The organism is Plantibacter sp. MMLR14_011, assembly GCF_001865025.1.
Classification (GTDB): domain Bacteria; phylum Actinomycetota; class Actinomycetes; order Actinomycetales; family Microbacteriaceae; genus Plantibacter; species Plantibacter flavus_A.
Genome location: NZ_MJGW01000017.1, coordinates 475,858 through 501,192, shown reverse-complemented (window position 1 = coordinate 501,192; position 25,335 = coordinate 475,858). Strand labels below are relative to the sequence as shown.

Here is a 25,335-nt window from a genome sequence, read left to right as displayed (position 1 = left end):
TCGTCGCATGCCATGTATTTCGACACGTGTCGAGGGGGTGGGCGATGTCGGTGCCCTCCGGTAGGTTCGGACCACCGACCGAGAGACGTTCAGCGAGCCACCGACCGCGGCGGCGACGGCCCTTGGAAGACGACCTGTCACGAACAGCCGTGCAGAGAAGAGGCATCGGTCCAGCATGATCTCCTTCGAGCACGTCTCCAAGCGCTTCGACGACGGCACCCTCGCGGTCGACGACTTCTCCCTCACGATCCCGTCGCGTTCCACCACGGTCTTCGTCGGGTCCTCAGGCTGTGGCAAGACCACGCTCCTGCGGATGATCAACCGCATGGTCGATCCGAGCGAGGGACGCATCGTCATCGACGACGAGGTCGTCTCCGCCGTCGACCCCGTCCGTCTCCGTCGCCGCATCGGCTACGTCATGCAGAACTCCGGTCTCCTCCCGCACCGCACCGTGATCGACAACGTGGCGACGGTGCCCATGCTCACCGGCGTCAACAAGAAGCAGGCCCGGGCGGACGCCCTCACCCTCCTCGACACCGTCGGACTCGATCGCGCGCTCGCCGACCGGTACCCGAGTCAGTTGTCCGGTGGCCAGCAGCAGCGCGTCGGCGTCGCACGAGGCCTTGCGATCGACCCGAACATCCTGCTGATGGACGAGCCGTTCGGTGCCGTCGACCCGCTCGTGCGTGCCGAGCTCCAGCGGGAGCTGCTCCGACTGCAGCGCGACATCGCGAAGACGATCGTGTTCGTCACCCACGACATCGACGAGGCCTTCCTCCTCGGCGACCAGGTCGTCATCCTGCAGAAGGGCGGCCACATCGCCCAGGTCGGCACGCCGGCCGAGATCGTCGCCAACCCAGCCGACGACTTCGTCGCCCAGTTCATCGGCGCCGATCGCGGCCAGCGGACCCTGCACGTCGAGCGCGTCGACGGACGCGACGTGGTCGTCGACGAGTCGGGCCGCCCCGCCGGCGTCCTCGGAGCCGGGCCCGGCGCAGGCGACCGCACCGGCCTGGACGTCCGGAAGGACGGCGCATCCACATGAGCTGGGTCATCGCGAACTGGGACATGATCTGGGACCTCACCCTCACCCATGTCCAGCTGAGCCTGCCCCCGATCATCCTGGGCTTCCTCATCTCCCTACCCCTCGGCTGGCTCGCACACCGGTACCGGTGGTCGCGAGGCGTGCTGCTCACGCTGAGCGGCATCCTCTACGCGATCCCGTCCCTGCCGCTCTTCGTCCTCATGCCGTCCCTCATCGGCACGAAGATCCTCGATCCGGCGAACGTCGTGATCGCGCTCACCATCTACGCCGTAGCCCTGCTCGTCCGCACGGTCGCCGACGCGCTCGACGCCGTCGACGCCGGGGTCCGGCAGTCGGCCCAGGCCGTGGGGTTCTCCACCGGCCAGCGGTTCTGGCGGGTGGAGTTCCCACTGGCGGGTCCGCTCATGCTCGCCGGCGTCCGCGTGGTCTCCGCGAGCACCATCAGCCTGCTGAGCGTCGGCGCCCTCATCGGCGTGACGAACCTCGGCTACCTCTTCACCGACGGCTACAACCGGCAGTTCCCGATCGAGATCCTGACCGGCATCGTCGGGACGGTCGTGATCGCGATCGTGTTCGACGTCCTACTGGTGCTCCTCGGCCGAATCCTGATGCCGTGGACGCGGATCAGCTCGAAGGGTGCGATCCGTCGTCGTCGCGCGGCCACCGAAGCCCGTGAGCTGGCGACCGCCGGGGGAGGAGCCGCATGATCAACTTCCTCGCCGCCTTCGCCTGGATCTTCGACCCCGCGCACTGGGAGGGCCCCGGCGGCATCCCTGTTCGGGTACTCCAGCACCTGGCCGTGACCGGCCTGACCGTCCTCATCGCCTGCGTCATCGCGATCCCGCTCGGGCTCCTCATCGGGCACACCGGGAAGGGACGAGAGGTCGCGGTCGCGATCACCGGCGCGCTCCGGGCGCTGCCCACGCTCGGTCTGCTCTCGCTCCTCGCACTCATCACCCTCGGGTGGGGCTTCTCCAGCACGAGTCTCGTCCCCGCGATCACGGCCCTCGTCGTGCTCGCCGTCCCGCCGGTCCTGGCCGGTGCGTACGGAGGGGTCGAGGCGATCGACCGCCAGACCATCGACGCCGCGCGTGCCGTCGGGATGAACGAGTGGCAGATCCTCGGCAAGGTGGAGATCCCGCTCGCGCTCCCGCTCATGATCGGTGGCGTGCGCTCGGCCGTCCTGCAGACGATCGCGACCGCGACCGTCGTCGCGTTCCTCACCAACGGCCCCGGTCTCGGTCGCTACATCCTCGACGGTCTGCCGGTACGGGACTACGCGCAGATGCTCGCCGGCTCGATCATCATCATCGTGCTCGCCCTCCTCCTCGAGGGCGTCTTCTCCCTGCTGCAGCGTGCCGTCGTGCCGCGCGGCGTCCAGGCGACCCACACACGGGTCGACGAGACCCGGGGTCACGCCACGAGCGGTGGCGACCGGTCCACCGCTCCAGACCCCGTCGTCGCGGAAGCGGAGGCGAACATGCAGACCGCGGCATACCGCACCGACTGAAGCGTCCCACCACCCCGGGTGACAGCACCGCCCGGCTCCCAGACCCACAACGGCACCACCGTTCTCGCCCATCACAGATAGGAAACATCATGTTCACAGTTCGACAGGGTCGACGCCTCGCCGTCGGCATCGCCGCGACCGCCGTCGCGGCCCTCGCACTCAGCGCCTGCTCCGCAGGCGACCCGACCGCCGGGGAGACCGCGGCATCCGACACGATCACGGTCGGCTCCGCCGGATTCCCCGAGTCGGAGATCATCGCGCAGATCTACATCCAGGCGCTCGAGGCCAACGACATCAAGACGGCCGAGTCCCTGAACATCGGCGCTCGCGACGTCTACATCGCAGCGCTCGAAGACGGCTCGATCGACCTCGTCCCCGACTACAGCGGCAACCTGCTGCAGTTCTTCGACGACTCCGCCACGGCCACCTCGAGCGACGAGGTCTACTCCGCCCTGCAGGAGGCCACGCCCAAGGGCTACGAGGTCCTCGACCAGTCCAAGGCGGAGGACAAGGACTCCTACAACGTCACGAAGGAGTTCAGCGAGGCGAACAACGTCACGAGCCTCGCCGACCTCGCGGCCCTCACCATCCCGCTCGCCATCGGCGGCGCACCCGAGTTGGCTGAGCGTCCGTACGGACCGAAGGGCCTCACCGAGGTGTACGGCGTCCCCGCCGACAAGCTCACCTTCGTCCCGATCAGCGACGGCGGCGGCGCCCAGACCACCGCGGCCCTGCTCGACGGTACGGTCCAGCTCGCCGACATCTACACCACGACCCCGTCGATCACCGAGAACGACTTCGTCACGCTCGAGGACCCGGAGAACCTGATCCTCCCGCAGAACGTCCTGCCGCTGATCAACTCGGCCAAGGCCAGCGACAAGGTCAAGGAGGTCTTGAACGCCGTGTCCGCGGAGCTGACCACCGAAGACCTCATCGAGCTCAACGCCCGCAACCAGGGCGACGAGAAGGCAGCTCCGAAGACCCTCGCGGCCGACTGGCTGAAGGACAAGAAGCTCTTCGACTGAGCAGCAGCCACACGTCGATGGCGTCGTCCGGTCCTCCGGGCGGCGCCATCGCGCTGTTCGCGGGGAGCGCATCCGGCTGCAGCCGGATGTCCAGGGGGTCTCCGACACCTGAGGAGTTGGTAGCGTCAGGGTATGAGTTCCGAGACCCCCGCAGAGTTCATCGCGTCCTGGACCGCCTGGCACACCGCTCGCGAGCGTTCCGTCCGAGCACCCCACGGTATCGCCGCCCTCCGGTTCACCCACTGGCTGACCGAGGAGGCGACCGCCCTCGAGGGCGCGCCGGGCACCTGGCGTGCGGACGCGACCGGCATCGTCGGTGAGCGGCTCACGGGGACCGGACTGACCACGCCGAGTGGCGCCCAGATCATGACCGACCGCGTCGAGCTGGTCCACGGCGACGAACTGCACTTCGGCGACGCGCTGCTCCGAGGCATGGAGCGGGACGGCGTGTACGCCCTGCGGGTGCTCGACCCGGAGGCGGCGACGCGGACCTCGCTCGACGGCATCAGCGCGTTCGCCCCCGACGTCGCCTGGATCCGGCCGGCGCGGTTCGTGCCGTCCCCGGACGTCACGGTCGAGACCGAGTCGATCGACGGCCACGTCACCACCGAGACACCTGTCGGCCGTGTCGAGTTCGAGCTCGGTGATGAAGCGGTGTCGCTGACGGTCACCGGCGGTCCGAACGGACTCTGGGCGGTGTTCTCCGACGGCACGAGTGGCGACGAGAGCTACCGGTTCCGTTTCATCAGCATGCCGGCCCCGACCTCGGACGGCCACGTCCTCGTCGACTTCAACCGCGCGTACCTGCCGCCGTGCGCATTCAGCGACCACTACGTGTGCCCGCTGCCGGCGCCGAACAACCGGCTCCGTACGCGGATCACGGCGGGCGAGCGACTGCCGCTCGGCCAGTAGGTCCCGGGCCACGGACCCCGCATGACCAACCGGCTCGCCGAGGCGATGAGCCCGTATCTCCGATCGCACGCCGAGCAGCCGGTCGACTGGTACCCGTGGGGGCCTGAGGCCTTCGCCGAGGCGGCCCGTCGCGACGTCCCCCTGCTCGTCTCGATCGGCTACTCGACGTGTCACTGGTGTCACGTCATGGCGCGCGAGTCGTTCTCGGACGAGCACATCGCCGAGCTCCTCCGACGCGACTTCGTGGCGGTGAAGGTCGACCGCGAGGAGCATCCGGACGTGGACGCCAGTTACCTCGCCGCCGCCGGCGCGTTCACCCATGACCTGGGCTGGCCGCTGAACGTGTTCGTGACGCCGCGCGGACACGTCTTCCACGCGGGCACCTATTCGCCTCCCGTGCCGCTCCGCGGGCATCCCTCGTTCCCACAGGTGCTCGAGGCCGTCAGGGTCGCGTGGACCGAGCGACGTGAGCAGGTCGTCGCGAGCGCCGACGGGCTCGCGCGGGCGATCGCCGAGACGATGTCGTCCACGGATGACGCGCCGCTGCCGGAGACCGGCGAGCTCGATGCGGCGGTCGAGGCGGTCGAGGCGCTCGAGGACCGGGAGCTCGGTGGCTTCGGCACGGCTCCGAAGTTCCCGATGGCCCCGCTGTTCGACTTCCTGCTCACGCCGCGCGAGGGGGACGCCGCTCGCCGCGGTGTCGACCTCGCGCAACGCACCCTCAGGACGATGGGGGCATCGGCGCTCCGTGACCCGGTCGAAGGAGGGTTCTTCCGGTACGCGGTCAACCGGGACTGGAGCGAGCCGCACTACGAACGCATGCTGACGGACAATGCGCTCCTCCTCACCGCCTACACCCGGGTTTGGGCCGAGCGTCCGAGCTCCTGGGCGGCCGGTGTCGCCGCCGGGATCGCCGAGTTCCTCATCGGCACGCTGCAGCAGCCGAGCGGCGGCTTCGGGTCGGCGCAGGACTCCGAGAGCATCGTCGACGGCGTCGGATCGGAGGGCGGCTACTACCGACGCGATGCGGACGGCCGGGCGACGCTGACCCCGCCGGCCGTCGACCGCAAGGTGCTCACCGGGTGGAACGGGCTCGCGATCGGCGCGCTGGCGGAGGCCTCGACGGTCTTCGACCGCCCCGAGTGGCTCGAATCGGCGAGGTGGGCGGCGGACGCGGTGGTCGAGAACCACCTCGGCTCGGACGGCACGCTCGCCCGGGCCTCGCTCGATGAACGGCGGTCGGATGCGTCGGCGACCCTCGAGGACTACGGGATGCTCGCGGAGGGGCTCCTGCGCCTCGGCCTCGCGACGGGCGAGGTCCGCTACGCGGAGGTCGCCCGCGACCTCGTCGACCGGTGCTTGTCAGACGAGACCGTGACCGACGAGACCCTGCCCGACGACACCGTGACCGACGCCTCCTCCGGCGCGGTGGCCGGCTTCATCCTGCCGGGCGGCGGCGACCCGGTGCTGTCGGCCCAGGGCATGCGGACCGACGGCGACCCGTCGGAGGGCGCGTATCCTTCGGGGATATCGTCGCTCGGACGCGCGTCGCTGCTGCTGTTCCAGCTGACGGCCGACGGCCGGTTCCGGGACGCCGCCGAGGGCGCGGTCCGGTTCGCCGCGGCGGCTGCGCTGTCGGCACCGACCGCGTTCGGCGCGAGTCTGGCCCTGGCGGCATCGCTCACCGGGCCGGCGTCGCAACTCATCGTCGTCGGGCCGGATCGGGTGGACCCGGACGAGGACGAGGATCGCGCGACGGCGGATCGGGCGATGCGCGACGCGGTCAGGACGCGCCGGGACGACGTCGTGGCGGTGGTCTCCGAGCGGCAGGCGGCGGCTTGGGCGACGAGCGGGTTCGACGTCTTCGCCGAACGGACGAGTCGCGACGGCCGGTTGACCGCCTACCAGTGCCGGGACTTCGTCTGCCGGCTCCCCGTGACGGACGTGGCGCAGCTCGACGCCCGCTGATCCAGCGCACCCGTCGACCCGACACGCGGATGGGTCAGGTGCCGAACGAGCCGTCCGGACGGCCGAACCGCAGCTCGCGTGCTTCTGAGCGCCAGCGCCCGAGTCCACCGTCGAGGAGCGCGACGCGCTCGTACCCGGCTCCGGTCAGCGCCGCCCGCAGGCGCTCGGCGGAGCGCCCGTCGAGCTGGTCGTACAGGACGAGCGTGTGCTGCTCCGTAACGCCGATGGCGGCCGCACCGCGTCGGACCTCCTCCGCTGAGGACGCTCCGAGCCCCCGGCCTGTATCGAGCAGTTCGACGAACACGGCGCCGGGGACGTGCCCGTCGAAGAGGTACAGGTCGTAGCCGCTCACCAGCCGCACCGGGCCGTCGTCCAGCGGAGGCAGCTCGACGACACTCGCGTCGAGGACGATGAGGCTCTCGCTGCCGAGATGGTCCGCGAGCCACTGGGTGGAGACGAGCGGGTCCACCAGGAACGGCGCGTGCGTGGAGGTCATGCGCCCACCGTAGGAGGCCGCGGCCCGGATGACCACGGTGGTCGGCAACACGCGGTCACACGACGCCGGGGTTCAGCACTCGATGACGTTGACCGCGAGACCGCCCTCGCTCGTCTCCTTGTACTTCGTCGACATGTCGACGCCGGTCTGGCGCATGGTCTCGATCACGGTGTCGAGCGACACCAGGTGCGTCCCGTCGCCGTGCAGCGACAGCCGTGCGGCGCTGACGGCCGTCGAGGAGGCGATCGCGTTGCGTTCGATGCACGGGACCTGGACGAGCCCGCCCACCGGGTCGCACGTGAGGCCGAGGTGGTGCTCCATCGCGATCTCCGCGGCGTTCTCGACCTGACGCGGTGTGCCGCCGAGGACGGCGCACAGGGCACCGGCGGCCATGGCGCAGGCCGAGCCGACCTCGGCCTGGCAGCCGCCCTCGGCCCCGGAGATGGACGCGTTCGCCTTGAAGAGCGAGCCGATGGCGGTCGCGGTGAGCAGGTAGCGACGGATACCGTCGAGCGAGGCGCCCGGCACGAACCGCAGGTAGTAGCTCCCGACGGCCGGGATGATCCCCGCGGCCCCGTTCGTGGGCGCGGTCACGACCCGCCCGCCGGAGGCGTTCTGCTCGTTGACCGCCAGGGCGAACGCGTGCAGCCACTCCGTGGGGAGCTCACGCCCGCTCTCGGCCTCGGCCACGTCGAGGCGCTCACGGACGGCACGTGCCCGGCGCTTGACGCCGAGACCGCCCGGGAGGGTGCCGGTGTCGGCGAGCCCGGCGGTCACGCACTCGTGCATGGCCGTCCAGATGGCGTCGAGGCCGGCGTCGACCTCGACGGCTGGCCGCAGGGCTTCCTCGTTGCGTCTCGCGATCGCGTCGATCGGGAGTCCCGTCTCGTCGCAGAGCCCGATGAGCGCCTCAGCGGTCCGGAACGGCATCGGCACGGGTGTCGACGGCAGCACCGTGCTCGGGTCGTCGCCGTCACGACGGATGAAGCCGCCGCCGACGGAGTAGTACGTCTCGGAGCGCACGGGGAGGTCGCTCCGCTGGTCCCAGGCGTGGAGGGTCATGGCGTTCGGGTGGCCCGGCAGCCTCGTCCTGGGTACGAACGAGACGTCGTCCTTCGAGAACGCGATGGCCCGCGTCCCGGCGAGCGTGAGCGGAGCGCCGTCGGGGTGATCGCTCCAGGCCCGTCGGACCTCGGCAGGATCGCACCCTTCGGGGGTGAGCCCCTGGAGTCCCGCGACGACGGCGTCGGGGGTGCCGTGGCCGATGCCGGTCGCGCCGAGCGATCCGTACAACGAGCACGTGACGCGGTCGACCCGGTCGAGCAGTCCGTCGTCCGCGAGCCCGGTGGCGAAGGCCAGGGCCGCCCGCATCGGTCCGACCGTGTGCGAGCTGGACGGCCCGATCCCGATGGAGAAGAGGTCGAACGCGGACACGTATGCGGTCACTGGACGACCCCCTTCGGTGCGACTGGCTCCTTTCACTCTAAGCGTCTTCAGCGCCGGGTGCGGTGTCAGCGGACGTCAGCGGGTGTCAGCGGCAGGTGAGCGCTCCGTGAGTGCCCCCGCCCACACTGTTGTCCGGGTCGCCCACCGGCGGTCCACACCTGATTTCGAAAGGCATCCGCATGAGCATCAGCTCCGACTGGGCGATCGAAGCCCACGGCCTCGTGAAGACCTTCGGCGACAACCGGGCGGTCGACGGCGTCGACCTCTCGGTCCGCACCGGCACCGTCTACGGCGTCCTCGGCCCAAACGGCGCCGGCAAGACCACCACCATCAGCATGCTGGCGACGCTCCTGCGTCCTGATGCCGGCACCGCCACCGTCTTCGGTCACGACATCCAGCGGGAGTCGCAGGTCGTGCGCCAGCTCATCGGCGTGACCGCGCAGTTCGCGTCGGTCGACGAGAACCTCTCGGCCACCGAGAACCTCGTCATCTTCTCGCGACTGCTCGGACTCGGCCGCGCGGAGGCGAAGCGCAAGAGCGCGGAACTCCTCGAGGAGTTCGGCCTGAGCGACGCGGCGTCGCGACCCCTGAAGAAGTTCTCCGGCGGCATGCGTCGTCGTCTCGACCTCGCGGCGAGCCTCATCGCCCAGCCGCCCCTCATCTTCCTCGACGAGCCGACCACGGGCCTCGACCCGCGGACCCGCGCGCAGATGTGGGACACGATCCGCCAGCTGGTCGCGACGGGCTCGACGGTCCTCCTGACCACCCAGTACCTCGACGAGGCGGATCAGCTCGCCGACCGGATCGCCGTCATCGACCGCGGTCTCGTCGTCGCCGAGGGCACCTCCGACGAGCTGAAGGCCTCCGTCGGCGAGTCGTCGCTGCAGCTGCGGCTCGCGGACCCCGCCGACCTGGAGGATGCGCGACGGGTCATCTCGAGCGTCCTCGGCGTGGACACCGTCGTGTCGCCGGAGGCCACCCGCATCACGGCCCCGATGCGCGACCCCGACGCCGTGACCGACCTGTTCATCACGCTCCGGGAAGCCGGGATCCGGCTCGCGGAGATGAGCGTCCAGAAGCCGACGCTCGACGAGGTCTTCCTCACCCTCACCGGGCACGGCGTCGAGGCGGACGACGCCGACGCCGTGTCCGACACCGATTCCCTCGACACCGCAGAGCAGGTCCACGCATGAGCACGATCACCATCACCCCGGCCGCAGACCGGTCGCTCCGGAACCACGTCAGCCTCTCGCAGACGGTCCGCAACTCCTTCACCATGGCGTACCGCGGACTGCTCAAGATCAAGCGCACGCCCGAGCAACTGATCGACGTGACGGTCCAGCCGATCATCTTCACGCTGATGTTCACGTACATCTTCGGCGGCGCGATCGCCGGCGACGTCGCGAGCTATCTGCCGATCATCATCCCGGGCATCCTGGTCCAGACCGTCATCACGACCTCGGTCGTGACCGGCATCCAGCTCCGCGAGGACATGGACAAGGGCGTGTTCGACCGCTTCAAGTCGATGCCCATCGCCCGCATCGCACCGCTGGCCGGTGCCCTCCTCGCCGACACGGTGCGCTACACGATCGCCACGACGCTCACCTTCGCGATGGGCTTCGTCATGGGGTACCGACCGGAGGGCGGCATCGGCTTCGTGGCTCTCGCCGGCCTCCTCGTGATCGTCTGCGCCTGGGCCATCAGCTGGATCTTCGCGTTCTTCGGGGTCATCGCCCGGAGCGCGAGCAGCGTGCAGGGCATCTCCTTCCTCGTCCTGTTCCCGCTGACGTTCCTCTCGAACGCCTTCGTCAACCCGGAGACGATGCCGAGCTTCCTCCAGGGCTTCGTGGACGTGAACCCCGTCTCGCACCTCGTGACCGCGGTCCGCGACCTCGCGAACACGGGTGTCTTCGGCGGTGACGCCTGGCTGGCGCTCCTCGGTGCCGCCGTCATCGTGGCGGTCTTCGCACCGCTCACCGTGCGGGCGTACATGCGCCGCGCCTGACGACGAGACGACCGCAGCGACCGATCAGCGCGCCGCCAGGGCAGGACTGCCGAGCAGTTCGAACGCTCTGGCGGCGCTCTCGTGCGCCTGCAGGGGGAGGGTCCGCTCGGCGAGGCGGTCGCGCTCGGTCGCTGTGAGGCGCGCCGCCGCTGCTGCCTCGTGTGGTGTGCGGACGAGCGATGGGATGTCCTGACGGGAGGCGAGCGCACTGGCGAGCGCGACGAGCTCGGCGCCGACCAATCGCACTTCGTCGTCGTCCGAGCGGACGTACCAGGCGCCGAGGGCGACGACGGTGGAACCGAGCACCGGTCGGTCGAACCGGTTCGGGAGGAGGCGTCCCAGCGCGAGGGTGCGGGTGCGGACCCGCCGCACGAGACGCTGGACCTCGGTGGCATCCGGGACGCCGTCCAGCACGGCGGCGGCGATCGCGGCGGAGCCGACGAGGGTGAACCACGGCGATCGTCGCGACTCACCCGGAGCGAACGCGACGAGCGCCTTCCCGTAGAGCTCGGCTCCCCGTGCGGCGTCGCCCTGGGCCCGCGCGATCTCGGCGAGACCGGCCCAGCCGATCGACCGGCGTTCGGGGAGCGGGGCGAACGCGGAGAACGAGACGTCGTCCGAGAGGAACCGGTCGAGCACGGTGGCGGCGGCGGCGTGGTCACCACGGGCGATGTCGCCGATCGCGATCAGCCACTCGAGTTGACGGAGGTCCGCTTCGGCACCGATCGCGGTCAGCCCCTCGGCAGCGCGGGCCGCCCAGACGAGCGCCTCCTCCGGCTCGTCGTTCTGGCTGTGCAGTTGGGCGAGCATGTGCGCACTCATGGCGGCGCCCCAGACATCTCCGAGCGTGAGCGAGAGGTCGTTCGCGCGCAGGGCGGCCGCTTCGGCGGCGCGGGGGTCGCCGTCGTTCTCCGCCGCCTGTGCCGACATGAGGTTTCCGAGGTTCGCGACGTGCGGGTCGGTCGACCGGGAGTACTCGCGGAGGAGGGCCTCCGCGCGTTCGGGGCGACCCGCGGCCAGCAACAGGCTGACCATCGCGCGCATCCGTGGGGCCTGTGTCGTCCGCGCCCGTTCGAGTCGGCGGAGGACGCCGATCGCCCGCGCGGACGTGCGGGGATCGGTGGCGAGGAACGTCACGGTGATGATGGCGACGGCGATGGCGGGGGTGTCGGTCGACACCGACTCCGGGTCCTGGTGGCGGAGCACGTCGAGGACGGCCGCGCCGAAGACCAGGACCTCCTGATGCGCGCTGCGGATCGTCCAGAAGAGGGCGAGTGCTGCGAAGACCGGGGCGACGACATCGGCGCGATCCTCCGCGACGGCCCCGCGGAGCACGTCCACCAGGGTGTCCTGTTCGACGGCGAGGCGCGCGAACGCCGCCACCTGTCGAGGCCCTTGCATGGCGGGGAGGAGCGTCTCGGCCAGTGCGACCGCCCATGTCCGCGTGCGGTCGAGTACGAGGTCGTCCTCGTGCGCCTCGGCGGACTTGATCGCGCCGAACTCGCGGACCGTCTCCAGCATCCGGAATCGGACGGTCCCGGTGGCCGGGTCGTCCTGCACGGTGAGCAACGACTGGCCGACGAGCGCGTCGAGCGCCTCCACGACTTCGACCTCGGGGGCGAGCGCTGCAGTCGCCTCCAGATCGAAGCCGTCGGGAAATCTGGACATGCGACGGAGGACGACACGTTCGTGCTCGCCCAGGAGGTTCCAACTCCAGTCGATGACGGCGAGGAGGGTGCGGTGGCGCTCAGGAGCACTGCGATCACCGGCGGTCAGCAGGGTGAAGCGGTTCCCGAGTCGTCGCTCGATCTCCTCGACCGACATGGATCTGGTGCGCGCCGCCGCGAGTTCGATCGCCAGCGGCAGCCCGTCGAGTTTCGCGCAGAGACGCGCCGCGACGTCGAGTGGCACATGGAGACCTGGACGGGCGGCGCGGGCGCGCTCGACGAACAGCCGCACCGCCGGGCCCGCGTGTTCGAGGTCGGTGCCGTCCACGGCGGCGTCCAGCGGGTCGAGCTGGTAGACGTGCTCGGCGGCGATCGACAACGGGCTCCGACTCGTCGCGAGGACGCGGAGGCCGCCGGCCCAGGCCAGCGCATCGGCGATCCAACGTGCCGCCGCGTCCACGAGGTGCTCGCAGTTGTCCATCACGAGCAGCGTCGGCCGTTCCGAGAGACGGTCGATGATGCGCTCGCGCAGTTCGACCGGCTGCACCATGATCGCTTCGCTCAGCCGACGCGGGGTCGGAGCCTCGCGGATGCCGAGTGCGGTCGCGACCGCGAGTGGCAGATCGTCCGGGTCCCGCACGCTCGCCAGTTCCACCACGACGACGCCTGGTGTGGTCGTGGTGGCACGCCGGGCGACCTCCTGGGCGAGTCTGGTCTTCCCGAGGCCACCGGGGCCGAGGATCGTGGTCAGGCGGACCTCGGACACGAGCGTGCCGATCGCGTCGAGGTCGGTGTCGCGACCGAGGAGTTCGTTCGGCGCCGTCCGGAGCCCGAGCACCATGCTGGAGACCCGGGTGGTCACCGGAGTGGCCACCGGCGGAGACGGCTCGACGGCGTCCTGCAGGAGCGCCGTGTGCGCCGCGACCAGTGCCGACGTCGGGTCGGCACCGAGCTCGTCGCGGAGCCGGTGACGGTGATCGGCGAAGAGCTGCATCGCGTCGGAGCGACGTCCGCTCTGCGCGTAGGCGTTGAAGAGCATCAGCTGGGTGGCGTCGTCGAGCGGGTCGGCGGCGACGAGGGCCTCGAGGTCGGTGATGACGGCTGCACCGTCGCCGAGCTCGAGGCGGCTCTGGGCGCGCACCCGCCGCAGCTCGTCACGGAGCCGTGCCGCGCGCTGCACCAGCTCCTCGCCGATCGGACCGTCCAGTTCAGCGCCGGGATCACCCGTCCAGAGGAGGAGCGCGTCCCGGGCGAGCATGTCGGCGGTGTCCGGGTCTGCGGCGCGGATGGCCGTCGACGCCGCGTCGGCCGCCCGCGCTGCGACGTGGAGGTCGACCAGGGACTGGTCGATCGACAGTCGATAGCCGGCGGCCGAGGAGTCGATGAGGTCGGGTGCCGACACGGCGCGCACCCGTGAGACCAGGGTCTGCAGTGCAGCTTTCGCACCCGCGGGCGGTGCGTCGTCCCACAGCTCGTCGATGAGGGCGGCCGTCGACACGGCGCGCCCGTCCGCGAGCACCAGGATCGTCACCAGCGCTTTGGCGAGCCGGCCGCCGGGCTCGACGAGCCGACCGGTGCGTCCCTCGACGAGCACCGGCCCCAGGACGGTCACTCGGAGGTTCGACGCAGGCACGTCACGAGTGTATCCAGGGCTGTATCCCGTACCGCCGAGCCGTCCCCGGTCACTGAGCCGTCCCCGGTCACTGAGCCTGTCGGAGTGCGACCTGCCGACGAGTTCAGGGAACCGAGGCGTCAGCGCAGGGTCTTGCGGGCGGTGATCTGGCCGGTGTCGAAGCCGAGCAGGTGGAGTCCACCGTGGAACCGGGCGTGCTCCACCTTGATGCAGCGGTCCATCACGACGTTCAGGCCCTTCGACTCTCCGTACTCGGCTGCCTCCTGGTTCCAGATGCCGAGCTGCACCCAGACGGTCGGAGCTCCGACGGCGACGACCTCGTCGATGACCTGGGGGATGTCGCTCGCCTTGCGGAAGACGTCGACGATGTCGGGTACCTCCGGCAGGGAGGCGAGGTCGGGGTAGGCGGGCTGTCCGAGGATCTCCGTAGCGTTCGGGTTCACGAAGTAGATCCTGAAGTCGCTCGACTGCTGGAGGTAGGTGCCCACGAAGGACGAGGAACGCGCCGGGTTCGGGGAGGCGCCGACGATCGCGACGGACTTCGCCTCGCGGAGGAGCTTCAGACGGGCCTTCGCGTCGGGGCCCGCCCAGGTGCGCTGCGAACGCAGCAGCTTCGCGAGCGGCGAATCGGCGGGCAGCGCGCAGGTGAGGCCGTTGGTGAGCCGGACCGTCTCGGTCGTGTCCTGGTCGGTCACGGTCGCGTCCACACCGTTCACGGTCGCGCCCTCACCGGTCACTGAGCTTGTCGAAGTGCTCATGCCACTACTCCTTCACCGCGGCGGCGAGCGCCTGGTCGAGGTCGTAGATGATGTCGTCCGGGTCCTCGATGCCCACGCTCAGCCGGACGATGCCCGGCAGCACACCGGCGTCGACGAGCTGCTGGTCGGAGAGCTGCGCGTGCGTCGTCGATGCGGGGTGGATGATGAGCGTCTTCGCGTCGCCGATGTTCGCCAGGTGGCTCGCGAGGTCGACGGACTCGATGAGCTTCTGGCCGACCTGACGGCCACCCTTCACCTCGAAGCTGAAGACCGAGCCCGGCCCCTTCGGCAGGTACTTGTCCGCGCGCTCGTGGTGCGGGTGATCCGGGAGTCCGGCCCAGTTGACGGCGGCGATGCGCGGGTCGGCGTCGAGCCACTCGGCGACGATCCGCGCGTTGTCGACGTGGGCCTGGATCCGGAACGGCAGCGTCTCGACTCCCTGGGCGAGGAGGAAGGCCGAGTGCGGTGCGAGCGCCGGACCGATGTCGCGGAGCTGCTCGGCGCGCAGCCGGGTGAGGAAGGCGTACTCGCCGAAGTTGCCCGACCACTGCAGGCCGCCGTAGCTCGGGACGGGCTGGCCGAACAGGGGGAACTTGTCGGTGTTCCAGTCGAAGCGCCCGCTCTCGACGACGACACCGCCGAGGGTCGTTCCGTGGCCGCCGAGGAACTTGGTGGCCGAGTGCGTGACGATGTCGGCACCCCACTCGATCGGGCGGTTGAGGTAGGGCGTCGCGATGGTCGAGTCGATGATGAGCGGAATGCCGTGCGCGTGCGCGACGTCCGCGAGGCCCTCGATGTCGGCGATCTCACCCGAGGGGTTCGCGACCGTCTCGGCGAAGACGAGCTTCGTGTTCTCCTGGATGGCGGCGGCGTAGTCGGCGGCGTCGGAGGACTGCACGAAGGTGGTCTCGATACCGAACCGGCGGAGGGTGACGTCGAGCTGCGTGATCGAGCCGCCGTAGAGGTTGGCCGAGGCGACGATGTGGTCGCCCTGTCCGGCCAGCGAGGCGAAGGTGATGTACTGCGCGGCGAGACCGGAGGCGGTCGCGACGGCACCGAGGCCGCCCTCGAGGCTGGCGATGCGCTCCTCGAAGCTCGCGACCGTCGGGTTGGCGAGGCGGGAGTAGATGTTCCCGTACTTCTGCAGGGCGAAGCGGGCGGCGGCGTCGGCGGTGTCGTCGAAGACGAAGGCGCTCGACTGGTAGATGGGCAGCGCCCGTGCGCCGGTCACCTGGTCGGGGATGTTGCCCGCGTGGATCGCACGCGTGCGGAAGCCATACTCACGATCTGCCATGCGTTCACGCTACCGGAGCACCGTCGAGCGCTTCACCGTGCTGCAACATTGCGTCGCATTCGACCGCACTGCACAGGGCCTGCCCAGGGCGTCGGCGTATCGTGTGGTGCACAGCCCTGATCGGGCTGCCGGACGAGGGCGCAGTACCCGGAACGCGACAAGACTGACCACTTTGGAGTGATCGTCATGTCGTGGATCGTACTCATCGCGTCCGGTGTCCTGGAAGCCGTCTGGGCCACCGCGCTCGGCAAGTCCGAGGGCTTCACGAAGCTCTGGCCGACCGTGACGTTCGCGTGGGCGCTCGTGCTCAGCATGGCCGGACTCGCCTGGGCCATGCGCGACATCCCGGTGGGCACCGCCTACGCGGTCTGGGTCGGGATCGGCGCAGCGCTCACCGTCGGCTACGCCATGACCTTCGGCGGCGAGCAGCTGTCGCTGGTCAAGGTGCTCCTCATCCTCGGGCTCATCGGCTGCGTCATCGGCCTGAAGATCGTGGGCGGCGAGCACTAGTCACACTGGTCGGACACGCGCGCCTGCCTCAGGCCAGGTGCACCGCTCCGAGCGCGAGCACCGCGATGAGGAGCCAGGAGACGAGCCCGACGACGAGCGCGCGCCACCCGGTGGTGACGAGTGTGCGGACGCGGATCGCGGCACCGAGCGCGAAGAGCGCCATCGCCAGCAGTGCGGTCTGCACGCCGTCGGCGAGGTCGAGGACGAGCTCGGGCACCGGGAGCAGGGTTCGGACGAGCACCGCGGCGATGAAGCCCGCCACGAAGAGCGGGACGATCGGTGGTCGGGCTGCGGTCGCGGTTCCGTCGGTGTCGACCTGCGCACCGGCGCCGGCCGACACCGCCAGGAGTCGGCGGCGTTCGATCGTCGCGGCGGCGGCGACCATGGGGGCGAGGAGTACGACGCGGGTGAGCTTGACGACGACGGCGATCGCGAGTGCGCTCGTGCCGGCGATCTGGGCGGTCGCGACGACCTGACCCACGTCGTGCACACTCGCCCCCACCCAGTGGCCGAACTGCTCGTCGCTGAGACCGAGGGGGCCGCGGAGCGCCGGGAGGACGAAGATCGCGAGGGTCCCGCAGAGCGTGACGAGCGCGACGGGCGTCGCCTGCTCCTCGTCCTTCGCCTTCACGACACCGCTCATCGCGCCGATCGCGGAGGCGCCGCAGATGGAGAAGCCCGTGGCGATGAGGAGCGGTTCGGGGCCCGCGAGCCCGAGCCTCCGGCCGAGCCAGAGGGTGACGAAGAAGGTGACGACGACGATCGCCACCGTGGTGGCGAGCGTGACCCACCCCAGGCCGGCGATGTCGACGAGGCTCAGCTTCAGCCCCAGCAGGACGACACCGATCCGCATGAACCGCTTCGCGCTCATCCCGAGTCCCGGCTTCAGGACGCCCGCCGCGAGCCGCTGGAACGGCGGCAGCTGGCCCACCACCATGCCGAGCAGGACGCTCGCGGTCAGGAGCGGGACGACCGGCAGGAGGGTGTGGAGGCCCAGGGCGGCGAGCGCCGCGGCACCGGCGGCGAGCACCCCTGGGAGCGCCTTCATCGTCGTCCTCCCGTCACACCCATGACGGCAACCAGGCGTGCAGGTGCCAGAACCAGTAGGGCACCGTGATCGCGGTCCAGAGCGGATACCAGAAGATGCTCAACAGCGTCGTGATGGTCACGAACACCCCGATGACGCCGACGCCGGCGAACCGTCGTTCCTCCGGGTCGTCGCGGGACCCGAGGATCTTCCCGATCGCGAAGACGAGGGCCAGGATGAGGTACGGCTCGAAGACGATCGTGTAGAACTGGAACACCGTCCGGTTCAGGTAGAGCAGCCAGGGCAGGTACCCCGCTGCGACTCCGAGGACGATGAGCCCGACCTGCCACTCGCGGTACCGGACGAGCCGGTAGACGCAGTACCCGAGCGCGACGGCGGCGCCCCACCAGATGAGCGGGTTGCCGATCGAGGTGATCGCGGAGGAGCAGGCGTCCCACGCGCAGCCGTCGGTCCCGGTGGCGGGGGACTGGTAGTACATGCTCGTCGGCCGGATCATGAGCAGCCAGCCGAGCGGGTTCGCGGCGTAGGGGTGCGGGGTGCTGAGGCCGACGTGGAAGCTGTAGGCGCTCTGGTGGTAGTGGAGGAGGCTCTGGAACCAGTGGGGGACCCACGCGAAGGTGCCGGTCCAGGCGTTGCCCACCGCGTCGGCCCATTGGCGGTCGTACCCGCCGGACGTCCTGATCCACCCGGTCCAGCTGGCGAGGTACACGACGGCGGCCACGGGGACGAGGGTCACGAAGGACACGGGGCCCTGTTTGAGGACCGCCGCGCTCGCCCACAGGCTGAGGCCCAGTCGGCGTCGGAGCAGGAGATCTGTGACGATCACGTACACGCCGAACGCGGCGAGGAAGTACAGTCCGTTCCATTTGACCGCGGTGGCCGCGCCGAACGCGACCCCTGCGGCGAGCAGCCACGGCCGCCACCAGAGGACGGGACCCCAGGCCGGATCGGCGCCCCTCGCCCGGGCTGACGCGACCTTCGCCGCCAGGCGTGACGCGTGCCACGACCGGTCCAACAGGATCGCGCCGAATCCCGCCAGCACGAAGAACATGACGAAGTTGTCGAGCAGCGAGACCCGGGCCATGACGATCGCGTGCCCGTCGATCGCGAACAGGAACCCGGCCAGGACGGCGAGGATCGAGGAAGTGAACAACCGCTTGGCGATGAGCGTGACGAGCAGGACCGCGAGCGTTCCGGCGATCACGGTGGAGATGCGCCACCCGGTGCTGTCGTCGATGCCGAACACGGCGATGCCGAGCGCGATCAGCCATTTGCCGAGCGGTGGGTGCACGACGTAGGAGGGGTTCGTGCTCGGGCTGCCCGCGTCGCCGTTCGCGAAGCCCTCGTCCGCCCCGTCCGGCCAGGTGCTCTCGTAGCCGTTCAGCCACAGCGACCACGAGTCCTTCACGTAGAAGGTCTCGTCGAAGACGAGCGAGTGCGGGTGACCGAGGTTCCAGAACCGCAGCACGAACGCGAGGAGCGTCACGGCGGCCGGGCCGCCCCAGATCCAGAGCTTCCTGCGGCGCTCGGTGCGGAGCATCCGCTCCCACCAGCGGTCGAGGCGGGATCCCGTCACAGGGGCTTCCAGAAGATCGACCGACACCGTCTCATCTAACCACCCCGACCGGATGGGAGACTGGTCCGGTGATCATCCTCGGAGCGACCCCCATCGGCAACCTCGGCGATGCGTCGCCACGACTCCGGGAGGCGCTGGCCGCGGCTGAGGTCATCGTCGCCGAGGACACCAGGACGGCCATCCACCTGCTGCGCGCCCTCGGTGTGGAATCGCGGCCGCGGCTCATCGCCATGCACGACCACAACGAGCGCGAACGTGCGGCCGAGATCGTCGAACTGGCCCGCGAGACCGACGTCCTCGTGCTCAGCGACGCCGGCATGCCGACCGTGTCCGACCCCGGCTTCCACCTCGTCGACGCGGCGGCGACCGCAGACGTCCAGGTCACCGCGATCCCCGGGCCGTCGGCGGTCGTGACGGCGCTCGCCGTGTCCGGTCTCGCGACGGACCGCTTCACCTTCGAGGGGTTCCTCCCGCGGAAACCGGGCGATCGACGCAGCAGCCTCCGAGCGCTCGCGACCGAGCCGCGCACGATGGTGTTCTTCGAATCGCCCAACCGACTCGCATCCTCCCTCGAGGACATCGCCTCCGTGCTCGGAGCCGATCGTCGCGTGGCGGTGTGCCGTGAGCTCACCAAGCTGTTCGAGGAGGTCAAGCGGGGGACGGCCGCTGAACTGGCCGAGTGGGCGTCCGGCGGTGTGAAGGGCGAGATCTGCATCGTCATCGCCGGTGCGGAGGCCGTCGAAGCCGATCCGGCCACCGCGCTCGAGCAGGTGCTCGCGCTCGTGGCCTCGGGCACGCGCCTGAAGGACGCTTCCAACGAGGTCGCCGAGGCCACCGGCCTCTCGAAGCGAGACCTGTACCAGGCGGCTCTCGCAGCCCGGCCCCCGAAGGCGTCGCCGGACGCGAAGGTGCGTCCCGCACCGTAACAGGCACGGTGGCGACGCCCGCTCGTCCTAGGATTGACCCCATGGCCGACGGCACCTCGTTCTACATCACCACGCCCATCTTCTACGTCAACGACGCCCCGCACATCGGGCACGCCTACACGGAGGTGGCCGCGGACGTCCTCGCGCGCTGGCACCGTCAGGCCGGCGACCGCACCTGGTTCCTGACCGGGACCGACGAGCACGGCCAGAAGATCCTGCGCACGGCGACCGCGAACGGCGTGACGCCGAAGGAGTGGGCCGACAAGCTCGTCAGCGAGTCCTGGTACCCGCTGCTCGACACGATCGACATCTCGAACGACGACTTCATCCGCACGACGGACGAACGGCACGAGCAGAACGTCCAGCTCTTCCTCCAGCGTCTGTACGACGCCGGCTTCATCTACACCGGTGAGTTCGAGGGGTACTACTGCGTCGGCTGTGAGGAGTACAAGCAGGAGAGCGACCTCGTGCAGGGCACCGGCGAGTACGTCGGGCAGCTCGTGTGCGCGATCCACTCGAAGCCGGTCGAACTGCTCCAGGAGAGCAACTACTTCTTCCGCATGAGCGACTTCGCCGAGCGCCTGCTGGCCCTCTACGAGGAGCGACCGGAGTTCGTGCAGCCGGAGTCGGCGCGCAACGAGGTCATCCAGTTCGTGCGCCAGGGGCTCAAGGACCTGTCCATCTCCCGCTCGACCTTCGACTGGGGCATCAAGGTCCCGTGGGACGAGAGCCACGTCGTCTACGTGTGGTTCGACGCCCTGCTCAACTACATCACCGCCGCCGGGTACGGCTCCGACGAGGAGGCGTTCGCCGAGCGCTGGCCCGCCACGCAGATCGTCGGCAAGGACATCCTGCGGTTCCACGCGGTCATCTGGCCGGCGATGCTCATGGCCGCCGGGCTCGAGGTACCGAAGCGGGTCTTCGGTCACGGCTGGCTGCTCGTCGGCGGCGAGAAGATGTCGAAGTCGAAGCTCACCGGTATCGCACCGAGTGAGATCACCGACACCTTCGGCTCCGACGCGTTCCGCTACTACTTCATGCGCGCCATCGCCTTCGGGCAGGACGGTTCGTTCAGCTGGGAGGACCTCTCCGCGCGGTACCAGGCTGAGCTCGCGAACGGCTTCGGCAACCTCGCGTCGCGCGTGCTCGCCATGGTGACGCGGTACTTCGACGGCGTCGTGCCGGCGAGTGGCCCTGCCGAACCGGCCGATGTTGCCATCCAGGAGACGGTCGCTCGCGCTGCAGTCAACGCCGACGCCGCGATCGAGCGCCTCGCCATCCAGGACGCGCTCGCTGCCATCTGGCGGATCGTCGACGAGCTGAACGGCTACATCACCGAGCAGGAGCCGTGGGCGCTCGCGAAGGACGAGGCCAAGCGGGAGCGGCTCGGCACCGTGCTCGCCACGGCGGTCGAGGGCCTGCGCGCCCTGTCGGTCCTGCTCCACCCCTTCGTCCCGAAGGCGACCACCAAGCTGTGGTCCGCCCTCGGCGCCGAAGCCGCCCTCGGCGAGCTCGGGGCACAGCGCATCGGCGATGTCGGCACCTGGGGGCAGCTGCCCGCCGGCACCTCGGTGGCAGGGCTCGAGCCCCTGTTCCCGCGGATCGAGGCCGTCGCCGAATGAGCGGAGGCGTCGCGCCGGATCCGGCCGCCACACCGCACCTGCGGCAGCGCGAAGCGGGGGAGCGGAAGCAGCTGAGCTACCCTGAGGCACCTGAGGCGCTGCCGGTCGCGGTCTACGACAACCACACGCACCTCGAGCACGCCGACGGCGACGCCCCGCTGACCCCGTCGGAGCACTTGGACCGTGCGGCCTCCGTCGGGGTCCGCGGCATCGTGCAGGTCGGCACCGACGTCGAGACCTCCCGTTGGTCGGCTGCGATCGCCGCTCGTGACCCCCGTGTGCTCGCGGCGGTCGCGATCCATCCCAACGACGCGCCGGACCTCGACCGCGCGGGCACCCTGGACGAGGCGCTGGCCGAGATCGACCGTCTGGCGGCGGAGCCTCGCGTCCGCGCCGTCGGCGAGACCGGCCTCGACTTCTTCCGCACCGAGGAGGACGGCCGAGCGGCGCAGTTCGCGTCGTTCGAAGCGCACATCGCCATCGCGAAGCGCCACGGTGTCGCGCTGCAGATCCACGATCGCGACGCCCACGACGAGGTCGTCGAGACGCTCCTGCGGGTGGGCGCTCCGGAACGCACCGTCTTCCACTGTTTCTCGGGCGGCCCGGAGCTCGCCGAGCTGTGCGCCGAGCACGGCTGGTACGCCTCCTTCGCCGGGACGGTGACGTTCAAGAACGCCGCACCGCTGCGTGAGGCGCTCGTGATCATGCCCCGCGAGTTGATCATGGTCGAGACCGACGCGCCCTACCTCACGCCCGCCCCGTTCCGCGGTCGGCCGAACGCGCCGTACCTCCTCCCGTACACGGTGCGCGGCATGGCGGAGCACCTGGGTGAGGACCTCGCCGCGTTCGCGACGCAGCTCGCGACGAACACCGAGCGCGTCTACGGCTCCTGGGCCGACTGAGCGTCTGAGCTCCTCACCGAGCCGCGCGCCCGTCGCCCGACCAGGACCGGCTCCGCGATCAGGGATACTGGAGGGATGACCGCCTCCGTCGCCCTGCTCGGCCCCGCCGAGATCCGAGATCTCGCCACCCTGCTGGACGTGACGCCGACGAAGAAGCTCGGTCAGAACTTCGTCATCGACGCGAACACCGTCCGCAAGATCGTGTCGGTCGCGCACGTCGCTCCGGGCGACGTCGTCGTCGAGATCGGCCCCGGCCTCGGCTCGTTGACCCTCGGCCTGCTCGAGGCCGACGCGAGCGTCGTCGCCGTCGAGATCGACGGTCGGCTCGCCAAGCAGCTGCCGCTCACCGTGGGGGAGATGGCACCGGGCATGATCGACCGGTTGTCGGTCGTCCACGAGGACGCGATGCGCATCGAGGAACTCCCCGCGCAGCCCAACCGACTCGTCGCCAACCTGCCGTACAACATCTCCGTTCCCGTCCTCCTGCACTTCCTGGAGCACTTCACCTCGCTGACGGCCGGTGTCGTCATGGTGCAGGCCGAGGTCGGCTACCGACTCGCCGCCGTCCCGGGGAGCAAGGTCTACGGCGCCCCGAGCGCGAAGGCCGCCTGGTACGGCGCGTGGCGCATCGCCGGCCAGGTGAGTCGGCAGGTGTTCTGGCCCATCCCGAACGTCGACTCCGTGCTCGTCGGATTCGAGCGACGCAGCGACGTCATCGGCACCGAGGAGGAGCGTGTCAAGACCTTCGCGCTCATCGACGCGGCGTTCCAGCAGCGTCGCAAGATGCTCCGGCAGGCTCTCGGGAGCGTCCTCGGCAGCTCCCAGGCCGCGACGGAGCAGATGGAGGCCGCCGGGGTGAAGCCGACGGCGCGCGGCGAGGAGCTCACGGTCCACGACTTCCTGTCGATCGTGCGTGCGGGACGATAACGTTGGCGCATGACCGCTGATGCTCGATTCCCGCTGAACGTCCCCGACATCCATCGCCCGTACGCTGCGGCGGACGACCGCTACGCGCGGAACGACTACCGCCAGGTCGGCACCTCGGGCCTCTTCCTCCCGCCGATCTCGCTCGGCCTCTGGTACAACTTCGGCGACAACCGGCCGTTCGACGGGCAGCGCGCGCTGCTGCGCCACGCGTTCGACCACGGCATCACCCACTTCGACCTCGCGAACAACTACGGTCCGCCCTACGGTTCCGCCGAGACGAACTTCGGTCGCATGATGCGCGAGGACTTCGGTCCGTACCGCAACGAGCTCATCATCTCCTCGAAGGCCGGCTACGACTTCTGGCCAGGCCCGTACGGCAACTTCGGTTCGAAGAAGTACCTGACCGCGAGCCTCGACGAGTCGCTCGAGCGGATGGGTCTCGACTACGTCGACATCTTCTACTCGCACCGGGTCGACGAGGTCACGCCCATCGAGGAGACCGTGGGCGCGCTCGACGCGATCGTGCGCTCCGGCAAGGCCCTGTACGTCGGCATCTCCTCGTACTCGGCCGAGCGGACCGCCGCCGCGCACGCCGTCGCTCGCGAGCTCGGCACGCCGCTCGTGATCCACCAGCCGTCGTACTCGATCCTCAACCGCTGGGTCGAGGACGGCCTCACCGAGGTGCTGACCGAGACCGGTCTCGGCGCGATCGCCTTCGTGCCACTCGCGCAGGGCCTGCTCACCGACAAGTACCTCGGCGACGGCCCGGCCGAACGTGCGACGAACCGTCCCTCCCTGCCCGACCGCCAGGTGAGCGAGGAGATGGCGACCCGCCTCCGGTCCCTCAACGACATCGCCGTGGAGCGTGGCCAGACCCTCGCGCAGATGTCGCTCGCCTGGGTCCTGAACAACCCGGCGATCACCTCCGCCCTCATCGGTGCCTCCCGCCCCGAGCAGCTCGACGAGAACCTGGCGGCGCTCGACGGCCCTGCGTTCACGACCGAGGAGCTCGAGGAGATCGACCGACTCGCGGAGGGCGCCGACGTCAACATCTGGGCGGACTCCTCCGACAAGTGACGCGGTCTGAGGCGCCTGCTCGATCGACTAACTTGGAACAATGACCACCGAGGCCATCCTCAAGCACGTCCACGTGCGAGCACCGGGGAAGATCAACGTCTTCCTCAAAGTCGGCGAAGTGATGGACGACGGCTACCACGACGTCGCGACCGCGTACCAGGCGATCTCCTTGTACGAGGACGTGCACGCGTACCCGGCCGACGACTTCAGCGTGTCGTTCTCCGGCTCGGTGGACGTTTCGGGTGTGCCGACCGACACGAGCAACCTCGCTATCCGCGCCGCGAAGGCCCTCGCGCGCCGGACGGGGTACCGCGGCGGTGTCCGGCTCGAGATCGAGAAGCACGTCCCGGTCGCCGGCGGGATGGGCGGCGGCTCAGCCGACGCGGCGGCCACGCTGCTCGCCTGTGACGCCCTCTGGGGGACCGAACGCAGCCGCGACGACCTCCTGGCGCTGGCGGCGCGCCTCGGCGCGGACGTTCCCTTCGCGCTGCTCGGCGGCACCGCGGTCGGCACCGGCCGCGGCGACCAACTGAGCAGTGCGTTGGCCAAGGGGCAGTTCGAGTGGGTGCTCGCCCTCGCCGACTTCGGGATGTCGACCCCGCAGGTCTACCAGGAGCTCGACGCCCACCGGGCGCGGCACATCCTCGACATCTCGCCGTCCGGTCGTCAGCCGACGGTCGACGCCGCGGTGCTCCAGGCATTGCGGGCGGGCGACGCCCACCTCCTCGGCGAGGTCCTCTACAACGACCTGCAGGCCGCCGCGCTGCAGCTGCGCCCGGTGCTGGGCGAGGTGCTCGAGTTCGGCGACTCGCAGGGCGCCCTCGGCAGCCTCGTCTCCGGCTCCGGGCCGACGATCGCCTTCCTGGCGGCCGACACCGACGACGCCGTCGAACTGCAGGTGACGCTCGCCTCGTCCGGGCTGAAGGTCATCCGAGCCCACGGGCCGGTCCACGGCGCCCGCATCGTCTCGCAGAGCTGAGACACGGCC

22 protein-coding genes and 1 riboswitch are annotated in these 25,335 nt (G+C 70.1%); of the genes, 15 read left to right on the top strand and 7 right to left on the bottom strand.

The genetic code is table 11. The features are described 5' to 3' along the window. Positions 1-175 precede the first annotated feature (175 nt). The 6 genes from BIU99_RS10760 (at position 176) to BIU99_RS10735 (ending at position 6,460) form a co-directional block, all read left to right on the top strand. The gene (locus tag BIU99_RS10760) at positions 176-1,045 is read left to right on the top strand and encodes an ABC transporter ATP-binding protein (protein ID WP_064296512.1); all 870 of its coding nucleotides are present in this window, start codon (positions 176-178) and stop codon (positions 1,043-1,045) included. Beyond that, complete coding sequence (locus BIU99_RS10755) at positions 1,042-1,752, top strand: ABC transporter permease (protein ID WP_064296511.1); 711 nt, start codon at positions 1,042-1,044, stop codon at positions 1,750-1,752. The genes BIU99_RS10760 and BIU99_RS10755 overlap by 4 nt, the downstream gene beginning before the upstream one ends. Continuing rightward, complete coding sequence (locus BIU99_RS10750; protein WP_071261130.1) at positions 1,749-2,555, top strand: ABC transporter permease; 807 nt, start codon at positions 1,749-1,751, stop codon at positions 2,553-2,555. The genes BIU99_RS10755 and BIU99_RS10750 overlap by 4 nt, the downstream gene beginning before the upstream one ends. Positions 2,556-2,644: 89 nt before the next feature. Further along, entirely contained in the window at positions 2,645-3,580 is a 936-nt protein-coding gene (locus BIU99_RS10745; RefSeq protein WP_064296509.1) for an ABC transporter substrate-binding protein, read from the top strand. Between the two features lie 132 nt (positions 3,581-3,712). Then, a complete protein-coding gene (locus BIU99_RS10740; RefSeq protein WP_071261128.1) occupies positions 3,713-4,492 on the top strand; it encodes a DUF1684 domain-containing protein in 780 nt (259 codons plus the stop codon). Between the two features lie 21 nt (positions 4,493-4,513). Next, positions 4,514-6,460, top strand: coding sequence for a thioredoxin domain-containing protein (locus BIU99_RS10735; protein WP_071261127.1), 1,947 nt, complete (start codon positions 4,514-4,516; stop codon positions 6,458-6,460). Between the two features lie 34 nt (positions 6,461-6,494). Here BIU99_RS10735 and BIU99_RS10730 read toward each other — a convergent pair whose 3' ends face one another. Beyond that, positions 6,495-6,956 (bottom strand): rhodanese-like domain-containing protein, encoded by a 462-nt coding sequence (locus BIU99_RS10730; RefSeq protein WP_139205398.1) that lies wholly within the window; start codon positions 6,954-6,956, stop codon positions 6,495-6,497. Positions 6,957-7,028: 72 nt separating this feature from the next. Then, positions 7,029-8,402, bottom strand: coding sequence for an L-serine ammonia-lyase (locus tag BIU99_RS10725; protein ID WP_071261125.1), 1,374 nt, complete (start codon positions 8,400-8,402; stop codon positions 7,029-7,031). 179 nt (positions 8,403-8,581) lie between these two features. Here BIU99_RS10725 and BIU99_RS10720 point away from each other — a divergent pair, with 179 nt between their 5' ends. Beyond that, positions 8,582-9,595, top strand: a complete 1,014-nt coding sequence (locus BIU99_RS10720) for an ATP-binding cassette domain-containing protein (RefSeq protein WP_064296504.1) — start codon at positions 8,582-8,584, stop codon at positions 9,593-9,595. After that, entirely contained in the window at positions 9,592-10,407 is an 816-nt protein-coding gene (locus BIU99_RS10715) for an ABC transporter permease (protein WP_064296503.1), read from the top strand. The genes BIU99_RS10720 and BIU99_RS10715 overlap by 4 nt, the downstream gene beginning before the upstream one ends. 24 nt (positions 10,408-10,431) lie before the next feature. On the opposite strand, the gene BIU99_RS10710 is transcribed toward BIU99_RS10715, so the two are convergent. The 3 genes from BIU99_RS10710 to BIU99_RS10700 form a co-directional block, all read right to left on the bottom strand. Further along, positions 10,432-13,707 (bottom strand): BTAD domain-containing putative transcriptional regulator, encoded by a 3,276-nt coding sequence (locus BIU99_RS10710; protein ID WP_083397296.1) that lies wholly within the window; start codon positions 13,705-13,707, stop codon positions 10,432-10,434. Positions 13,708-13,826: 119 nt separating this feature from the next. Next, positions 13,827-14,318, bottom strand: a complete 492-nt coding sequence (locus BIU99_RS10705; protein ID WP_371263794.1) for a CoA-binding protein — start codon at positions 14,316-14,318, stop codon at positions 13,827-13,829. A 151-nt stretch (positions 14,319-14,469) separates the two neighbouring features. Further along, a complete protein-coding gene (locus tag BIU99_RS10700) occupies positions 14,470-15,759 on the bottom strand; it encodes an O-acetylhomoserine aminocarboxypropyltransferase/cysteine synthase family protein (protein ID WP_071261122.1) in 1,290 nt (429 codons plus the stop codon). A 108-nt stretch (positions 15,760-15,867) separates the two neighbouring features. Further along, positions 15,868-15,931, top strand: a riboswitch (guanidine-III (ykkC-III) riboswitch). Positions 15,932-15,945: 14 nt separating this feature from the next. Between BIU99_RS10700 and BIU99_RS10695 the strand changes: the two genes are divergently transcribed. Beyond that, the gene (locus tag BIU99_RS10695; protein ID WP_071261259.1) at positions 15,946-16,269 is read left to right on the top strand and encodes a multidrug efflux SMR transporter; all 324 of its coding nucleotides are present in this window, start codon (positions 15,946-15,948) and stop codon (positions 16,267-16,269) included. A gap of 28 nt (positions 16,270-16,297) precedes the next feature. On the opposite strand, the gene BIU99_RS10690 is transcribed toward BIU99_RS10695, so the two are convergent. After that, positions 16,298-17,317 carry a YeiH family protein gene (locus tag BIU99_RS10690; protein ID WP_071261120.1) on the bottom strand — a complete coding sequence of 340 codons (1,020 nt, stop codon included), beginning with the start codon at positions 17,315-17,317 and terminating at the stop codon, positions 16,298-16,300. A 13-nt stretch (positions 17,318-17,330) separates the two neighbouring features. After that, positions 17,331-18,893: a dolichyl-phosphate-mannose--protein mannosyltransferase gene (locus BIU99_RS10685; RefSeq protein WP_229938717.1), complete on the bottom strand. Its 1,563-nt coding sequence runs from the start codon at positions 18,891-18,893 to the stop codon at positions 17,331-17,333. 68 nt (positions 18,894-18,961) lie between these two features. Between BIU99_RS10685 and rsmI the strand changes: the two genes are divergently transcribed. The 6 genes from rsmI to BIU99_RS10655 all read left to right on the top strand — a co-directional run bounded on the left by rsmI (position 18,962) and on the right by BIU99_RS10655 (position 25,326). After that, a complete protein-coding gene (rsmI, locus tag BIU99_RS10680) occupies positions 18,962-19,819 on the top strand; it encodes a 16S rRNA (cytidine(1402)-2'-O)-methyltransferase (RefSeq protein ID WP_071261117.1) in 858 nt (285 codons plus the stop codon). A 41-nt stretch (positions 19,820-19,860) separates the two neighbouring features. Continuing rightward, entirely contained in the window at positions 19,861-21,441 is a 1,581-nt protein-coding gene (gene metG, locus BIU99_RS10675) for a methionine--tRNA ligase (protein ID WP_071261115.1), read from the top strand. Next, the gene (locus BIU99_RS10670) at positions 21,438-22,343 is read left to right on the top strand and encodes a TatD family hydrolase (RefSeq protein ID WP_071261114.1); all 906 of its coding nucleotides are present in this window, start codon (positions 21,438-21,440) and stop codon (positions 22,341-22,343) included. Before metG ends, BIU99_RS10670 begins: the two co-directional genes overlap by 4 nt. Before the next feature lie 75 nt (positions 22,344-22,418). Next, positions 22,419-23,270 (top strand): 16S rRNA (adenine(1518)-N(6)/adenine(1519)-N(6))-dimethyltransferase RsmA, encoded by an 852-nt coding sequence (rsmA, locus tag BIU99_RS10665; RefSeq protein WP_071261112.1) that lies wholly within the window; start codon positions 22,419-22,421, stop codon positions 23,268-23,270. A gap of 9 nt (positions 23,271-23,279) precedes the next feature. After that, a complete protein-coding gene (gene mgrA / locus BIU99_RS10660; protein WP_064296494.1) occupies positions 23,280-24,347 on the top strand; it encodes an L-glyceraldehyde 3-phosphate reductase in 1,068 nt (355 codons plus the stop codon). 40 nt (positions 24,348-24,387) lie between these two features. Continuing rightward, a complete protein-coding gene (locus BIU99_RS10655) occupies positions 24,388-25,326 on the top strand; it encodes a 4-(cytidine 5'-diphospho)-2-C-methyl-D-erythritol kinase (RefSeq protein ID WP_064296493.1) in 939 nt (312 codons plus the stop codon). Positions 25,327-25,335 lie beyond the last annotated feature (9 nt).

What these genes read in the sequence shown, in the direction of transcription:
- BIU99_RS10760 (WP_064296512.1), top strand. Translation starts at nt 176, where the DNA reads ATGATCTCCTTCGAGCACGTCTCCAAGCGCTTCGACGACGGCACCCTC.
- BIU99_RS10755 (WP_064296511.1), top strand. Translation starts at nt 1,042, where the DNA reads ATGAGCTGGGTCATCGCGAACTGGGACATGATCTGGGACCTCACCCTC.
- BIU99_RS10750 (WP_071261130.1), top strand. Translation starts at nt 1,749, where the DNA reads ATGATCAACTTCCTCGCCGCCTTCGCCTGGATCTTCGACCCCGCGCAC.
- BIU99_RS10745 (WP_064296509.1), top strand. Translation starts at nt 2,645, where the DNA reads ATGTTCACAGTTCGACAGGGTCGACGCCTCGCCGTCGGCATCGCCGCG.
- BIU99_RS10740 (WP_071261128.1), top strand. Translation starts at nt 3,713, where the DNA reads ATGAGTTCCGAGACCCCCGCAGAGTTCATCGCGTCCTGGACCGCCTGG.
- BIU99_RS10735 (WP_071261127.1), top strand. Translation starts at nt 4,514, where the DNA reads ATGACCAACCGGCTCGCCGAGGCGATGAGCCCGTATCTCCGATCGCAC.
- BIU99_RS10730 (WP_139205398.1), bottom strand. Translation starts at nt 6,956, where the DNA reads ATGACCTCCACGCACGCGCCGTTCCTGGTGGACCCGCTCGTCTCCACC.
- BIU99_RS10720 (WP_064296504.1), top strand. Translation starts at nt 8,582, where the DNA reads ATGAGCATCAGCTCCGACTGGGCGATCGAAGCCCACGGCCTCGTGAAG.
- BIU99_RS10715 (WP_064296503.1), top strand. Translation starts at nt 9,592, where the DNA reads ATGAGCACGATCACCATCACCCCGGCCGCAGACCGGTCGCTCCGGAAC.
- BIU99_RS10700 (WP_071261122.1), bottom strand. Translation starts at nt 15,759, where the DNA reads ATGGCAGATCGTGAGTATGGCTTCCGCACGCGTGCGATCCACGCGGGC.
- BIU99_RS10695 (WP_071261259.1), top strand. Translation starts at nt 15,946, where the DNA reads ATGTCGTGGATCGTACTCATCGCGTCCGGTGTCCTGGAAGCCGTCTGG.
- BIU99_RS10690 (WP_071261120.1), bottom strand. Translation starts at nt 17,317, where the DNA reads ATGAAGGCGCTCCCAGGGGTGCTCGCCGCCGGTGCCGCGGCGCTCGCC.
- metG (WP_071261115.1), top strand. Translation starts at nt 19,861, where the DNA reads ATGGCCGACGGCACCTCGTTCTACATCACCACGCCCATCTTCTACGTC.
- BIU99_RS10670 (WP_071261114.1), top strand. Translation starts at nt 21,438, where the DNA reads ATGAGCGGAGGCGTCGCGCCGGATCCGGCCGCCACACCGCACCTGCGG.
- rsmA (WP_071261112.1), top strand. Translation starts at nt 22,419, where the DNA reads ATGACCGCCTCCGTCGCCCTGCTCGGCCCCGCCGAGATCCGAGATCTC.
- mgrA (WP_064296494.1), top strand. Translation starts at nt 23,280, where the DNA reads ATGACCGCTGATGCTCGATTCCCGCTGAACGTCCCCGACATCCATCGC.
- BIU99_RS10655 (WP_064296493.1), top strand. Translation starts at nt 24,388, where the DNA reads ATGACCACCGAGGCCATCCTCAAGCACGTCCACGTGCGAGCACCGGGG.